We start from the raw sequence: 15,421 nt of genomic DNA, 5'->3' as shown, positions 1-15,421 counted from the left end.
AAGTTATCATTGCCAGCGTAGTCCCGGCCGTGCCTGCGACCCCGTTTTTTGGAATAAGAAAATGCCGTTGTCCGTCCGCACCACTGTCTTCTGGCTGGCACTCGGCCTGGCAAGCGCGGCACCGGCTGGTGCACAGTCGGCCGACCCCCAGGCTGATGTCCAGCGGATCATCACCAGCGCCGCCTTCAAACGTGCAAGCGCGGCGTTCGATCGCGATTACAACCGCATTGTTGACGAGTGTGTCACCTTGTCGGAAATTCCTGCCCCCGCCTTCAAGGAAGGCCCACGAGCGCAGGTGTTTGCGCGTCTGCTGCGTGAAGCGGGTTTGCAGACGGTGGATATCGATGCCGAAGGCAACGTCTACGCCCTGCGCAAGGGGTCGGGCGGCAAAGACAGCAAACTGGTGGCGGTATCTGCACATCTCGACACCAGCTTTGCACCGGACATCGACACCACGGTGAAACGGGTAGGCAACCGCCTGGCCGGTCCCGGTGTCGGTGAAGACGCCATGGGCCTGGCCACCATGCTGGCCTTTGCGCGCGCACTCGACACCGGCGACATCAAGACGCGCGACGACATTCTGTTCGTGGCAACCGTGGGCAAGGAAGGCCTGGGTGACCTGCGCGGCGCGCGCTTCCTGTTCACCAAAAGCCCGTTCAAGGACAAGATCAAGCAGTTCATCGCGCTGCAAGGTGCCGAGATCAGCGCGATCACCAATGCGGGCCTGGGGTCCAAGCGATATCGCGTGACTTTCAACGGCCCGGGTGGCCCGGGCTTCAATGCCTTCGGACTGGTCAACCCGCTGTTTGCACTGGCCGAGGCGGCAAACCAGTTGTCCAAGGTGGAAGTGCCGTCCAGCCCGCGCACGACCTACAACATCGGCATGGTGGGTGGCGGCACCTCAATCACCACCATCCCGCAATCGGGCTGGATGGAAATCGACATGCGCTCGGAATCCATCGCCCGCCTGAAGCGGGTGGAAGAACGCATGCTATCGGTGGTGGCGCAGGCGGCTGATACCGAAAACGGCATCCGCTCGACCAAGGAAGGCAAGATCACGGTCGATGCCAAGCTGCTCGGGGATCGCCCTGCCGGCCAGACCGATACTGAGAAAGACATCGTGCAGTACGCCGATGCCGCGCTGACGGCAGCCGGCTACAAGACCAGCTACCGCTGGGGCTCGACCGACGCTAACGTGCCCATGAGCCTGGGCATCCCGTCGATCGCACTCGGTGTGATGGGGCCAGGAAAAATCGGCCGCACCCACAATCTGGATGAATGGATCGACGTGGACCGCCCGGCTTTGCTCAAGGCCATGACAGCCAACTTGAGCGTATTGCTGGCCACGGCTGGCGTTCCCTGACGCTGTTAAGCGCGCCCCGGCTGGGTGACGGGAAGCGCAGCATGAAATGGAACAGGGGCACGCCGCCAGGCGCTGCCCCTGTGTTCATTCCGCTTCGAGCTTGTCGATGTACTGACGCGCCACGCGCTCGGCGTAACGGTGTGCCTCGAACTCGGTCGGGAAAGCCTGTTCGCCTTCTACCTGCAGATCAGGTTCGGTCTCGTCGGCCATCGAATCGGCATCCAGCCAGATGCGTGCGACCGAGTCATACAGACTGCTTGTTGCGTTCTCGCCGTTGACCTTGCGGGTCTCGGTCCGGATGTAATAACCCTTGTAATCTTCGCCAGCTCCGCGCGACATGTCCTGCTCCTTGAAGTAAGTCAAAGCGAAAATCCGCTCCAGGCCGCAGATATAGCACGTAACGCACCCCGAACAGGTGCCGGCCCGACACAGCTGTGTTGCACGCCAGCCCCCAGGTTGCAAGCGGGTTGCAAGCGATACCCGGCGATTACATCTGGCGGCTTCGGCCCCAAAACCCTGCTTTGTATACTTTTTGAACACCCGGTTTTCTGCGTGTTCACGACGCGCATTCACCCCCACGCACGTTCACGCCCACCCTGGAAGTCCATGCCTCCGTCCTCTATCGAGCTGCCCGTGGCATCAACGCCAGTTGGCGCAGAACCCGCGACGCATGCCTCCGCGCAGCCCCTGCCGGTCCACCCGGTGGCCCCGCGCATCAACCCGCGCAGTGCTGCGCTGATCGTACTTGCCGTGCTGGCCAGCTTGTTTGCCTTGCAGTCGGCCCGTGAGTTTGTCGTGCCGCTGGTGATCGCCGTGATCATGGCGTATGCACTTGACCCGGTGGTGACCTTTCTTGCACGCCGCCGAATTCCGCGCGTGATCGGGTCTACGCTGGTATTGCTGGCCTTGCTGACATCGATTGTGGGTGGCGCGTACGCCCTGCGCGGCCAGGCGCAGGCGATTGTCGATCAGATGCCCGAGGTGGCTACCAAGATCAGCAGTTCACTGAATACACTCACGGGCGGCAATGGCTCGATTCTGGACAAGCTGCGCCGCACGGCAGCGGCCATCGAGGCAGCCGCACGCGAACCCGAGCCCCGTCGCGCGGTGGTAATCGAGCGGCCCACCAACCATATCGGCGACATCATCGTTGCCGGTTCCATGAGTGTCATGGCCTTCCTGGGTCAGGCAACCATGGTGATCTTCCTGGTGTTTTTCCTGCTGCTGTCAGGCAATACCTTCAAACGAAAATTTATCAAGGTGGCCGGGCACACGCTGTCGCAGAAGAAGATCAGCGTGCACATGCTCGATGAGATCAATCGCTCGATTCAACGCTACATGGCGATGCTGGTCATCACCAATGTGGCGCTGGCCTTGTTCACCTGGATTGCGTTTCGCTGGATCGGGCTGGAAAACGCGGGCACCTGGGCAGTCGCGGCCGGCGCCTTGCACATGGTTCCGTACTTCGGCCCGCTGATCGTGGCGCTGTGCACCGGCGTGGCGGCATTCGTGCAGTTCGGCACGATCGTGCCTACTCTGCTGACCATGGGTTCATCCATGGCGATTGCTACCATCATCGGCTCGGTGATCACCACCTGGATGACGGGCCGCATTGCCCGCATGAACCCGGTGGCCGTGTTCATCGTGCTGCTGCTGTTCACGTGGCTGTGGGGCGTATGGGGCATGCTGCTGGCCATACCGATCGCGCTGATCATCAAGGCCGTTGCAGATCACATCGAGGCGCTGGATACGGTTGCGGAGTTTCTGGGCGAGTAAGACGACCCAAGGCCAGCTTGGTGCCTGCTGTCGTCAGCGCGGTCGGAGGTTCCAGAGGTTTTCGGCGGTGAGTCGCGTTAGGCGCGTCAGTCGCGGGCGGCTTGCAGGTGCGATCAGCGGCGGATCACCCGTCCGCCGAACTGGTTGAACAGCAAACCGCTGAAGACCAGTGCAGCACCAGCCCACTGCCAGCCCTGCATGTGTTCATCAAAGACAAGCGAGGCGGCGTAGATGCCGACCACTGGCACCAGCAGCGAGAACGGCACCACCCGTGCTGCAGGGTGGCGCACCAGCAATCGCGTCCACAAGGTGTATGCAACAACAGTGGCAAGCACGCCCAGATAGACCACCGCGAATATCTCGCGCCCGCTTATGTTCCACATCATGTCGGTGATGGCAGACCAGCCATCGACCAGCAGCGCCAGCGCAAAAAAAGGCAGGATGGGCACTGCGCTGCTGTAGACGATGAATGCAAGCGGATCGAAGCCGGGACTGGCTCGCATGGCATAACGGATGCCGATGTTGGCGCCGGCCCAGGACAAGGCCCCGGTAAGCGCCAGCAGGAAACCGATCAGGGTCATTTGCCCGGGAGCATCGCCATGTACCGACGCAATCAACACCAGGCCGATTGCGCTGATCGCCACACCCACCCATTGATACACGCGCGGGCGTTCCTGCAGCAATACAGCCGCCAGCACAATGGTGAAAAAGGCCTGCGTCTGCATCACCAGCGACGCGATGCCTGCCGTCATGCCCACCTTCAGGCCGACAAACAGAAAGACGAATTGCCCGAAGGCCAGCATGCCGCAGACCAGCAGCCAGCGCCACGGCACCGTCGAACGGCGCACAAAGGGAATGAACACCAGGGATGCGCAGATGTAGCGCAAGGTGCCCAGCATCATCGGCGACAGGCCCTGAAGCCCGAGCTTCATCACCACGAAGTTCGACCCCCAGATCAGTACCACTGCCAACGCGCACAAATAATCTTTGCCGGACAGCGACGTACTGGGGTTCACGGGGAAGCCTGGGATGAGAAACAGAGGGCGCTTTATATTAACAAGCGTGGTCGCTATGCCCGTTTTCCTCGGATTTGCATCTAAGGCGGTGTTGGGTGCATCACAAAGCGGGATGGATCAGCTGGATGGATCACAAACGCAGCGCCCAAACGAAAAAAAGCCAGTGACTAAGTCACTGGCTTTTTCTACATATTGGTGCGCCCGGCAGGATTCGAACCCACGACCCCTTGGTTCGTAGCCAAGTACTCTATCCAACTGAGCTACGGGCGCATTGCACTGCTAAACATCGCATTGCTTTTTACTGCTGTCTTTTCAGACTTTCTGCTACTTCGTTGCAGAGGGCGCATTCTACAGAAACTGTATTTTTCTGCACGCCCAAACTGCACTTTTTTACTGCTTTTTTCCAACTTCTTTTTGCATCCCAACTGATACGCAATGATCAGTGGTGCGCCCGGCAGGATTCGAACCCACGACCCCTTGGTTCGTAGCCAAGTACTCTATCCAACTGAGCTACGGGCGCGCTGCAAAGAAGAAGACTATAGCAGAAATTTCCGGCTGGGGGAAATCATCGGCAAAAAAGTTATCTTCGGTGATGCCCCTGTCCTGTCGATCGACAAGACCGACAGGAACACACACAAGACCACTACCTGATGACCTTAGCTGCCAAACCAGCTAGCTGTAAAAACCTAGCTATGCAAAACCAGGCTCTGCAAAACCTGCTTCTCCGGCCCTTACTTCTTCAATCTTACTTCTGCGACACGTCGCTGGCCGACGAAGACGAGGCCCTGCGAGCCGGCGACACCGGTTGCGACTGCGCTGCGCCAGACTGGGCACGACCCGACTGGCCACGGCCTTCCGACCTTGCCGGCGGAATGCCGCCGCTGTTCTCGGCTTCAAGCGTTTGAATGCGACGCTCCAGGTTGATCAGCTGCGCACGTGCGGCCTGCTGCTCGCTGGCCAGCGATGCGGCTTCCTGGCGAGCCTGCTGCTGCGCAGCGGCCACGCGCTCTTCCTGTTGCTGGCGCACCAGCACGTCGTTCTGCAAGGCACCCAGACGGCTTTCGTTGGTGGCGATCAGGCGTTCGGTACGCACGCGTTCGGCATCCAGACGGATACGACGCAGATCGACGCTGGCCAGATCACGGGTCTGCGCAACAAAGCTGTCATAAACCTGCTCGGCATGACTTTCCGAATCGGTCTTCACCACGCGCCAGAAATTGCGCTGCTGGAACAAGGCCACGTAATAGGTCAGCGTATCGCGCTTGAACAGCAGGCTTGCCCCGTAGCGACCGTTGTAGCTGGTGCGCATTTCGTTCAGGCTGCGGTCCTGGATCAGTTGCTGCAGTTCGGCAACCGTGCTGTTGCCCGGGATGCCGTTGGTGACGGGCGCTTCGGAGACAACCGCGTTACCCGTGCCTGCCAGCGGTGCATTGACGCTGGAAGGCGCGGTCTGAGCAAGCGCGAGTCCGGGCAACATGGCAATGGCCAAGCCCATACGCAACTTCGAAAACGCGCTTCGCGCGGATACAGTCATGTTCTGAGTCCCCCGGCTCGATGGCCGTTCCTGTTCCTGGGTAAACCGGTAGTTATCCCGATGCGATGAATCGGCACAATGGGTCGCCATTTGGTCTGCGCCACTGGGCCGTGCGATGGATCGGTCCGATCTGAGTGGCGCATTACCAAGCGTAACGGCCAGGACGCCATCATATGGCTAATCCACTTCTCCTGCAGGCTCGGCTTCCGCACCTGCTATCTGGTACTTGCGCATTTTTTCCCACAAGACCTTGCGACTGATACCCAGATGTTGAGCGGTATCCTGCCGTCGCCAGCCATTGGCGTCCAGTGCTGAAATGACACGCTCGCGTTCAGCCGTGTCGCGAGGATTGCGCGAAGCGCCCGATGCCTGGGCCAATGGCGCAAATACACGCTCGATGCGTGCACGATCCCAGTCGCCGAGTTGGCGGCGAATAATGCCGACACGCTCAGCAATATTGCGCAGTTCACGCACATTGCCTGCGTAGCGAGTCGACGCCACCAAGCTGATCAGCCAGGTTGGCAACGTGACCGACACTTCCTGCACCACGTCTTCCAGCAAGCGTTGGAAGATTGCCACTTTTTCGTCGCCGCCCCGCTCTTCCAGATTCGGCACCTTGAGTTCGATCACCGCCAGGCGGTAATACAAGTCAGCCCGAAACAGGTCCTGCGCCACCAGGTCACGCAGGTTGCGGTTGGTGGCCGCCACCAGCCGGAAGTCCACCGCGATGTCGGTGCTGGACCCCAGCCGGGTGACGGCGCTGCTTTCCAGCACACGCAGAAGCTTCACCTGTTGATAAAGCGGCAGGTCGCCGATTTCGTCCAGGAACAAGGTGCCCCCGGTTGCCTGCTCAAAGTATCCCTTGTGGGTGAACTGCGCGCCCGTGAACGCGCCTTTGGCATGACCGAAAAAATGCGACTCGAACAAGCCATCTGGAATGGCCCCGCAGTTGACCGCCACAAAAGGCCCGGCCCCGTAGCGGCTATGCCCTTCGTGAAGCATCTGCGCGATGCGTTCCTTGCCGACACCGGTCTCGCCATGCACCAGCACACTGGCGTCGCAGTCAGCGAATGCCTCGACTTCCGTCAGCAACTGACGCATGGACACCGAGGTTGCCACCAGGGGTTCAGCCCGGCTGGTGGGAGCCAAGCCGGCGCGGATGTCACCCACCAGCCGGAACAGCAACGTGCGCAATTCTGCGCAGGAAAAATCCAGCGCCAGGATGTTCTCGTAGTCAGGGGGATAGACGCGTGGGTCGACACCACGCGGTTCGGCCGTTACCCAGATCACCGGCATGCTGTGACGGCTGCGCCAATCCGGTGCCGTGAAGTTGGGTTGATCGATGGCACTGACGGAAATGATCGCAACCGTGGAACTCTGCGCGCGTTTTTCTGTGGTGGCTTCCAGGCCATCGGCACGCACCACGTCGATGTCAAGATGACCGAGACAAGCGCTGACACGTTCGACGATGTCAGACTTTCCTTCCCAGACATAGACATCGAAATCGACCGTGGCAGCTTGCGGTTTTCTAGCGGGTTTCGTAGCCATGCGGTCGAGCCTAATAAACAATGCGGACATTGCCGCAAGAAATGGCCTGAACGGTGACGCTGGTCTGGCCAAGCGACAGGCCAAGGGTGCTGGACAAGGTGCTGGCCAGCGTGGAGCCGACGGTGTTCAACACCGACGTCAGCCCATCGGTAACCGGTTTGAGCGCGGTGCATAACAAGGTATTGCACGCCCCTGAAGACGGTGGTTGCAGAACGCCCCCAGGTTTGGTCTGCAGGTACGACACCAGATTCGAGGCAATGCAGTTGTTGTAGTTCAGCAGCGACGAGATCAGGCCATAACAGTTGTTCACGACCAGTCCGCCAAGGGCTGTCCCCAGCACACCACCGAGCACACCGGTACTCGCACCTGTCACCGTGGCCTTGAACGAGGCCCACACCGACCCGGTGCTGTAGCAAGTCAGCAGATTGAGCGGGCCGCACGCATATGGCACCGGCATGTCCCAGGTACCAAGTGCAGCCAGCGACCCGTCGCTTTTGCCGTTTTGCAGCAGGCCAATCAAGGAATCGATCTGATAGCGCCCAAAGGCGTCTTTGGGCGTCGCGGCCAGATAGAGATTTGCGCTGTCAACAGCGACCTGGTTCGCGGTACTGCTTGGGGGCGGTGTGGTGGTGGTCAGCCGACCAAGGGTGGCCGTAAGCGTGCCGATCAGATTGGAGATGGTCGATCCAATCGGAAGGCTGTTCGAGCTGCTGCGGGTTTCGCCAGCCACCATGCCGGGCAAGAGTTCGGTTGATGTCAGCGCATCAGTGCGAATGCTGGTGGTCAGCAGATTCGACCCCAGCAGCTTGAGCAACACTTCGGGCTGCAGATCGGTCGGTGTTGCGGCATCGCATAGTCCTTGCGCCGAAAAACGGGTGGCATCTGCGACCTTGCCGACGCAAGCGCCAAGTATGGACTGATTCACCAGCACATCCACGGTACGCGGTGCGCTGGAGCAAGAGATTGCGTTGATGCGCGCGGTGCCGCGTGCGACGTCGATGAACAAGGGCAGATGCACCCGCGTTTCGAGTGCCAGCGCCACTGGCCCCACCACGGGAATGGTGCTGGAGTCGATATCGACAAACAGACGAACCTGCGCCTGTCTGGCCGTTGTCCCCACCGGGCCTGCGGCAACAGACGGCGGTGACACGATGCCTGCGGTAACGTTGATGCCAGCCAGGTTGAGGCCGGGCACGGCTACGGCATTGGTGGATGACGCAATGCCGATTGCAGCCGACACCAGATCGGTCACTTTCAATTCAGTATGCAGTGCCGCGCGTGCCAAAGAAGCAGAGTCCTGTGTCGCACTCGATCCGACACCGGTGAACAGACTGACTGGCGAATTGGCCCCGCCCAACTGCACCTTGGCCGCGCTGAGCGTTGCATTGGCTTCCACCGCTTGCCGCAACACGCCAAGCTGGGTGGACAATGCTGCGCCGCTGGCTGGCAACGCGCTGGCCGATGCAGCGATCAGTGTTCCCACGCTGATCTTGTTGGCCGCCAGCAAGGCGTTCAGTTCGCCCACGCCGATGTCCGCTGCGACCGGAATGCCCAGGCGGCCCAACAGGCCATCCAGCGTGATGCGTGCCGCGCCATCGGGTCCCAATACGGCGGCATTCAAGCCACCCAGCCGCAGCGACGCAAGCTGTGATCCGGTGGAGATCACCGCGCTGGGCTGGTCACGAATGGCCACGGCGCTCGCGCGCACGGTGCGGGTGGCGATGAAGGGCATCATGGCCGGTGCACTGCCGGTGATGACGACCTGCACGGCGTTGATGGTGGTGGGCGTGCCGCCGATCACGAAATATCGGCCGCCTTCACTGCCCGCCGGGGAAGATGGCGTCAGGCTGGACCAGATGCCGCAGTTGACCGTCACCACAGGTGGCGTCGAGAAATTATGCGTGCTCAGGTTGGAAGTCGCGTTGGCGGTGGCTGCCGAGGTCGGTGACGCAGCGCCACCAGACGCGCACGGGTTGGGCAGTTTCTGCGAGCCCGCCAACGCAGCCAGATCGGCACTCTTCTGAAACTCACGCTTGATATAGAACAGATAACCGATGTCGGCCGATGCCAGCAGCGCAATGCAGACCAGGATAGCCATCGATGCCGCAATGACAATCGCGCCGCGCTGGCGGGCCGGACCTATGTGTGCACGTGACAGGCGGGGCCGCATGATCGACTCACTCAGACGTTTTTTTGCCTACCCGCGACTCGAAGAACTCGGGCACGGGGTGAGAGAAGGTATCTACGTATCGCTTCCAGCTGGCAGATGCGGTGGCCCCCGACATGGGCTTGCCAGGTGCGGCAATGCGTCCGCTGGACTGCGCTTCCAGCAAGTGACGCGCCGTAGCACCCACCACGGGTGCGCGGCCCGGTGCCGAGGGAACCGCACCTACATTCGGCGCGGCGGTCATCGCGGTGGATGGCTGCGGTGCGGGCTGGGCGTGCGCAAGCCAGGCCGTGCCGCTCAGCACCAGGCCAAGCAGCAGCTGGCGGCAACGCACCTGGGCGTCTGGTACCTGGGAACGCGCGAGTTTGGGGATGAGATGCATGATGATGACTCCGGCGCAGACCTAGCGAGGCTCGGTGCCAACGCGTTCGGGCGAAGATGGGGAAGGACGTGCAGACACCAGCGGCGAATCCATGCCGGCCGCGACAATCGGCGAATGCCGGGAGACCAGCATGGCCGATGTGTCGGCATCTACGCGAGATACCACCGGGCCATTGGAGGTCGCGGTAGTTGCGGCAGTAACGGTAGCCGTGGACGCCCGATCCGATGTCTGCGCTGCCAGGGAATCATCTGGCTTGTGGGCCACAATGTCGGCGCGAATTCGCTCAGACAAGCGAAGCACAGCAGCACGCGTGGCGGGGGGAAGCGCCCCGCGTTCCATCACCGCATCGGCACGTCCGATCTCGCCATTGACCCGCAAATACACCGCCAGGTTGGCGATGATCTTGGTGTTGCCAGCATCCAGCTCGGCCGCCTGCGCAAACGGCAATCTGGCGGCGCTGAGCTGCCCGGCACGCAACAAGGCATAACCGTAATCATTGAGCACCATCGGGTCGGTCGGTGCACGACGCGCGGCTTCGGCCAATGCCTTGGCTGCGCCGGCATAGTCGCTGCGGGCACCAGCGATCAGGCCCAGGCCGTGCCATGCAGGCGCCGCAAGCGGCGTATCCAGCAGCCCGCGATAGGCCTCGGCGCTTTGATCAAGCTGCCCGGTTTCCCGCTGTGCACGCGCACGCAGAAGAATGGATTCGGGGCTGATACCGAACTGATTTTCGAACTGCGCAATGTGGGCAAGCGAGGCAAAGAACAAGCCCTGCGCCTGCATGCGCTCGATCAAGGAACGATACATGCCGGGAGTGTCTGGCTGCGTTTTGTCGCCCAGCGCGGCAGCCGGTGCAATATCGGTGCGCACCGGGCCATTCGGTGCCAGGCCATAACCCGCAGGCTTGTCGCTGGCGCAAGCCGTAAGCAGCCCCGCCAGACACAGCATCGCAATGCGGCGTGCGGTGACACCGACGGTACGCGCGGGCAAGGAACGCAAAACGATCATGTGATGTGTACTCATAAACCCATCTTCGACAAGCCTCGGAACAAGGCCAGGAAACCTGCGCCCCCCGTCACCACGATCAATGCAGGCAGCAGGGTCACGACCATCACGCCGGTCATCTTCACCGTCAGCTTGCCCACCCGCATTTTCAGGTCCAGCTTGCGCTGTTCGCGCAACCGCTCGCCGAAGCGTTGCAAGGGTTCCTGCACGGCTCCGCCGTGGCGATCTACCTGCACGATCATGCCGACCAAGGCAGCCAGGTCGTCGTTGTTGTAGAGCGTGGCCACACGGGTCAAGGATTGTTCGCGGGTACGGCCACGTGCGTATTGCCCGGCTGCCAGCGCCAGTTCTCCGCTCAGGATAGGCAGCACATGCTTGAACTCCTGAACGATGATGTGCAGGCTTTGATCGATGGACAGCCCTACCCCTTGCAGCAGGCGCATCAGGTCGATCAGCAAGGGCAGTTCATCGGCAGCCTGGACGCGCCTGCGCGCAGCACGACGGCGCAGATACCACTTGGGCAGCATCAGACCGAATGCCAGGCCAAAGAACGCCGCCATCACGTATTCGCCCAGTCCATCCAGGGACAGCACGAACATGATCACAATGGGCAGGCCCAGCGCCAAGCCGGCACGTGACAACGCGAAGATCGACCGGTCGTTCTCCCGGTTGAACCCGCTTTGTGTCAGCAACTGCCGCTCTTCGTCGGTCAGCAGCAGTTCGCCGACCCGGCCCTTGGACAACTGTTTGCCGAGTTGCAGCGCACGTGCACGCGCGCGCCCCAGGCGGGTGGCAGGACCTTCTTCAGGTTCGTCGTCGCTGCGCGAGGCACCGGGCGTGGCGCGCCGGTTCAGGCGTTTGTCGATGGACTGCCGGCTGCGTTGCTGACGCGCGGCGCGCAACACCATCGACCCGCCTGCCAGACCTACGGCGAGCGCCAGCAGCAAGAGCGAGATGATGGACAACACATAGGCGCTCACCATGTCACACCCCTCATGTCAAACCCCTTTCGCCAGGCGATACAGCCAGAAGCTGCCGACCAGTTGCAGACCAACTGCTGACAGCAACATGTTCTGCCCGCTCGGATCGGCCCACATGCTCATGAACATGTCGTTGTTGAACACCACGATGAAACACGCCACGCCCAGGGGCATCAACCCGAGTATCCAGGCAGACATGCGCGTCTCGGAAGACAAGGCGATCAGCTCTTGCCGAGCCTGATCCAGATCGCGCATGAAGTTCGCCATGCGGTCCAGCACCAGATCGCTGCGCCCGCCGAAACGCAGGCCGATGCCAATCACTGACGCAATCAAGTAAAGCGGTGGAAAGTTGTAGACCTTTGCCACCTGGCGCAAGGCGGTATCGAGTTCCATGCCGGCGCGATTGAGCTGGGCGGCGCGTTCCAATACGTTTTTCAGCGGTTCTTCCGCGCTGGGCACGGCAGACTGAAATGCCGACCCCAGACTGCTGCCGATCGTGACCAGGCGCACCACGCTGTCGAGAAAACCGGGCAGTTGCACTGCCATCTTGCGCAAGCGTTTCTGGCCCATCGTCCACAGGCGGAAATACACCAGTACGCAATACAGAAACAACGCCAATCCTGCCGACAAGGGGCCTGCAAAACCCAGTGCAAGTACCACCATGCAAACCGCCGGCATCACCAGCAACAGGTACAGACGCATGTCCGGGAACACACCGGCGTTCAGCAGCAATGCATCCCAACCGGGTATCACGCTGCGAGGGCGCGCGCCCGATGCGGCCGGGGTCGGGGCATCGGCAGGCACGTGTGCATGGGCGTGCCCATGCGCTTGCGATGCATGGCGCTCCAGCTGATGATCGATGAACGCAGACGTGGCCTGCCGTCGCGCCCGATTGCTGGCGACATGCCACAACATCAGCGCCGCTGCGACGCATAGCAGCGACAGCGCGCCCAACCACAAGCCCATCGATGTGCGAGTCATCACGCACCTCCGTTCATCAACGCGACCGCCCCCAGAACCCGTTGCTTGCCGGTGCCGGCGCAGGCTCTTCCGGCACCTCGACACGGGGCCGCAATTCGTCGCGATATTTCAGCAGCTTGGGGGAATGCGGCAAGATGCCGAGCGATACCCAGCGATCACTTTCGGTGCCGTCTGGCGCGGTATGGGTTTCGTGCCGGTACAGCTCCTGGATGGCGATCATGTTGTCGGCCATGCCGGTGATCTCGGTCACCGACAACAGGCGCCGTTTACCGTTGGACAGGCGGCCGATCTGCACGATGAAATCCAATGCGCCGGCAATCTGGCGGCGCAGGCTGTCTTCGCTGCCGGCAAAGCCGGCGAAGCCTGCCAGCATCTCGATCCGATACAGGCATTCGCGGGCGGAATTTGCGTGAATCGTGGCCATCGATCCATCGTGGCCAGTGTTCATGGCCTGCAGCATGTCCATCACTTCGGGGCCACGGACCTCACCGACCACCACCCGGTCGGGACGCATCCGCAAGCTGTTGCGGATCAGGTCGCGGATGGACACCATGCCCGAGCCGTCGAAGCCCCCTTGCCGCGATTCGAGCCGGACCACATGCGGGTGATTCAGCGACAGTTCGGCCGTGTCTTCAACCGTCACCACACGCTCGTTCTCAGGCACAAAAAAAGCCAACGCATTCAGCAACGAGGTCTTGCCCGAGCTGGTACCGCCAGACACCAGAATGTTGCAACGTGCGCGCACCGCGCAATCAAGCAAACGGTAGATGTTTTCGTCGAAGCTGCCCAGGGCCACCATGTCGGCGGGCTTGAGCGGGTCTTGCCGGAACTTACGTATCGACACCATCGGGCCATCGACGGCCAAGGGCTCGATCACCACGTTCAAACGACCGCCGTCAGGCAGCCGGGCATCGACCATCGGCGTGGATTCGTCCAGACGACGCCCGAGCGGCGCAAGAATGCGGCGCACGATGCGCAGCAGGTGCTGGTTGTCCGAGAAGCGCAGGGTCTCGCGTTTCAACACGCCACGGCGCGACACGAATACGTTGTTGAAGCCGTTGATCAAGATGTCTTCGACTTCGGCATCACCCAGCAAATCTTCCAGCGGGCCGAGGCCTGCCAGCTCTTTGGTAAGTGCACTGGCAATCTGCCGGACTTCACCTTCGTTGATCGGGACACGGCGCAGGCGGATGTAGCTGTCAACCTCCAGGTCGACAAACTTGTTGATTGCCGTGCGCGACCAGCGACCGAACTCCGCCCCCAGCTCTTCAATGCGGGACAGCAGATGTTCGTGTGCGGCCGCCTTGACGTCCTGATAACGCTGGGTCTGGGCGAAGTTCGCACCATCGTCGGCAAACTCGACCATGCGACTCATACATGGGCCTTCTTATTCTGCGGCAGCCACCGGGTGACCCAATTCATTTCATTCTTGGGCTGGCGCGTGGACACGAGTTTGTCGATCAGGTAGTTGACGCCGCGCACATAGGGGTCACGTTCGGCAACTTCGCTCAGCAACTTGCCTTGGTTGGTACTGCTCATCAAGGGCAAGATGCGGTCAGGCAAAGTGACCAGCAGGCGCACCCCGAAACGTTCCGATATCTGATCGGCCGTCATGCCGTAACGCTCGTCGTAGCGGTTCACGATCAGGCGCAGGCGATCGGAACGGATGCCACGCGTGTCCAGTTCACGCAGCAGGTCGGCCAAGGACACCAGCGCCCCGACACTCTGATCGGTAATCAGCCAGGCCTCGTCCGCGCCGTTGACCAGGTTGTCGATGAAGTCCGGGTTGGACAGCCCGCCCACGTCGGCAAACACCACATCGAAATACATGCGCAGGCGATCCATCAAGGCCATTGAATCGCTCAGTGACACGCTGCGCATCTCGCCCAGGTCACGCGGCAAGGGCACCACGGTGACGCAATGCGAACTGCGTGCCAGTGCCGAGCGAACCAGGGTTTCGTCCAGACGACGCAGGTTGCGCACGGCCTCGGCAAAGTGGAATTCGCTGGCCACGTTCAGGTACAGCTGACCATCGCCAACCGGTTGACCCAGATCGAGCAGCGCGGCACGGCTGCGTGTCTCACCAGGTGTAGTGGGCGGATGCGCCTGCGAACAATAGGCATGGGCCGCAGCCCCCAGATGCACCGCCAGCGTGCTGGTTCCCACCCCGGCGCGCACGCCCAGCAAGGCCACCAGCTTGCCGCGTGCAGCGGGCGCAGGGGCCGGTTCACGCGCGGCGGTCTCGATCACACGGCCGACCACGCCGCGTACCTCGGCCGGGCCTGCCGACAAGTCGATGAACTCACGCACGCCAGCCCGAATCGCGGCAATGGCACCGCCCGGATGCGCCATGTTGCCGACTGCGATCAGCGGGACGCCCGGTGAATTGCGCGTCAGGGCCTGCGCCAGATCGACGCTGACGGCGATCTGCTCAGCTGATCCACCGCGCGCAAAGTCCACGAAGATCAGGCGTGGCGCAAGCGTTGCCACCCGCAAGGCCACGTCGGCTGCCGAGCCTGGTTCCTGCACCAGCACACCCAGGTCTTCCAGACCGATCGCCAACTGGCGGGCGGCTTCGGTGTCCTGAGAGCAAAAAAGAAACTGGTCCAATCCCGTAGATCCGGAGAATTCCTGGTTGCGAGCGTTCATGTTTTTTCCCTGCAAAATTC

General features: G+C 61.5%; 13 protein-coding genes and 2 tRNA genes. 2 read left to right on the top strand and 13 right to left on the bottom strand.

Annotated elements, in window-relative coordinates; all coding sequences use genetic code 11:
- The first annotated feature begins 61 nt into the window (after window positions 1-61).
- On the top strand, window positions 62-1,363 hold the full coding sequence (locus FXN63_RS07235; RefSeq protein ID WP_148814038.1) for a M20/M25/M40 family metallo-hydrolase: 1,302 nt from the start codon (window positions 62-64) through the stop codon (window positions 1,361-1,363).
- Window positions 1,364-1,447: 84 nt separating this feature from the next.
- Here FXN63_RS07235 and FXN63_RS07230 read toward each other — a convergent pair whose 3' ends face one another.
- A complete protein-coding gene (locus FXN63_RS07230) occupies window positions 1,448-1,702 on the bottom strand; it encodes a hypothetical protein (RefSeq protein WP_148814037.1) in 255 nt (84 codons plus the stop codon).
- A 267-nt stretch (window positions 1,703-1,969) separates the two neighbouring features.
- Between FXN63_RS07230 and FXN63_RS07225 the strand changes: the two genes are divergently transcribed.
- Window positions 1,970-3,139 (top strand): AI-2E family transporter, encoded by a 1,170-nt coding sequence (locus FXN63_RS07225; protein ID WP_148814036.1) that lies wholly within the window; start codon window positions 1,970-1,972, stop codon window positions 3,137-3,139.
- A gap of 113 nt (window positions 3,140-3,252) precedes the next feature.
- Here FXN63_RS07225 and FXN63_RS07220 read toward each other — a convergent pair whose 3' ends face one another.
- The 12 genes from FXN63_RS07220 to FXN63_RS07165 all read right to left on the bottom strand — a co-directional run bounded on the left by FXN63_RS07220 (window position 3,253) and on the right by FXN63_RS07165 (window position 15,401).
- The gene (locus tag FXN63_RS07220) at window positions 3,253-4,155 is read right to left on the bottom strand and encodes an EamA family transporter (RefSeq protein WP_246165056.1); all 903 of its coding nucleotides are present in this window, start codon (window positions 4,153-4,155) and stop codon (window positions 3,253-3,255) included.
- A gap of 193 nt (window positions 4,156-4,348) precedes the next feature.
- Window positions 4,349-4,425: transfer RNA gene (locus tag FXN63_RS07215), tRNA-Arg, on the bottom strand.
- 173 nt (window positions 4,426-4,598) lie between these two features.
- Window positions 4,599-4,675, bottom strand: a tRNA-Arg gene (locus FXN63_RS07210).
- Between the two features lie 225 nt (window positions 4,676-4,900).
- Window positions 4,901-5,689 carry a DUF2968 domain-containing protein gene (locus FXN63_RS07205; protein ID WP_148814035.1) on the bottom strand — a complete coding sequence of 263 codons (789 nt, stop codon included), beginning with the start codon at window positions 5,687-5,689 and terminating at the stop codon, window positions 4,901-4,903.
- A gap of 177 nt (window positions 5,690-5,866) precedes the next feature.
- Window positions 5,867-7,237, bottom strand: coding sequence for a sigma 54-interacting transcriptional regulator (locus FXN63_RS07200; RefSeq protein ID WP_148814034.1), 1,371 nt, complete (start codon window positions 7,235-7,237; stop codon window positions 5,867-5,869).
- A gap of 10 nt (window positions 7,238-7,247) precedes the next feature.
- On the bottom strand, window positions 7,248-9,407 hold the full coding sequence (locus FXN63_RS07195) for a TadG family pilus assembly protein (RefSeq protein WP_148814033.1): 2,160 nt from the start codon (window positions 9,405-9,407) through the stop codon (window positions 7,248-7,250).
- A gap of 7 nt (window positions 9,408-9,414) precedes the next feature.
- Window positions 9,415-9,786, bottom strand: a complete 372-nt coding sequence (locus FXN63_RS07190; protein WP_148814032.1) for a DUF3613 domain-containing protein — start codon at window positions 9,784-9,786, stop codon at window positions 9,415-9,417.
- 21 nt (window positions 9,787-9,807) lie between these two features.
- Window positions 9,808-10,794: a tetratricopeptide repeat protein gene (locus FXN63_RS07185; RefSeq protein ID WP_148814031.1), complete on the bottom strand. Its 987-nt coding sequence runs from the start codon at window positions 10,792-10,794 to the stop codon at window positions 9,808-9,810.
- Between the two features lie 11 nt (window positions 10,795-10,805).
- Entirely contained in the window at window positions 10,806-11,774 is a 969-nt protein-coding gene (locus tag FXN63_RS07180) for a type II secretion system F family protein (protein WP_148814030.1), read from the bottom strand.
- Window positions 11,775-11,789: 15 nt separating this feature from the next.
- Window positions 11,790-12,752, bottom strand: coding sequence for a type II secretion system F family protein (locus tag FXN63_RS07175; RefSeq protein ID WP_148814029.1), 963 nt, complete (start codon window positions 12,750-12,752; stop codon window positions 11,790-11,792).
- Between the two features lie 16 nt (window positions 12,753-12,768).
- Complete coding sequence (locus tag FXN63_RS07170; RefSeq protein WP_148814028.1) at window positions 12,769-14,127, bottom strand: TadA family conjugal transfer-associated ATPase; 1,359 nt, start codon at window positions 14,125-14,127, stop codon at window positions 12,769-12,771.
- Window positions 14,124-15,401 (bottom strand): CpaE/TadZ family protein, encoded by a 1,278-nt coding sequence (locus tag FXN63_RS07165; protein ID WP_148814027.1) that lies wholly within the window; start codon window positions 15,399-15,401, stop codon window positions 14,124-14,126. The genes FXN63_RS07170 and FXN63_RS07165 overlap by 4 nt, the downstream gene beginning before the upstream one ends.
- Window positions 15,402-15,421 lie beyond the last annotated feature (20 nt).

The sequence above is a fragment of the Pigmentiphaga aceris genome (genome assembly GCF_008119665.1).
GTDB classification, from domain to species: Bacteria; Pseudomonadota; Gammaproteobacteria; order Burkholderiales; family Burkholderiaceae_B; genus Pigmentiphaga; species Pigmentiphaga aceris.
The sequence above is the reverse complement of the archived record's forward strand: the minus strand, read 5'-3'. Positions and strand labels throughout refer to the sequence as shown.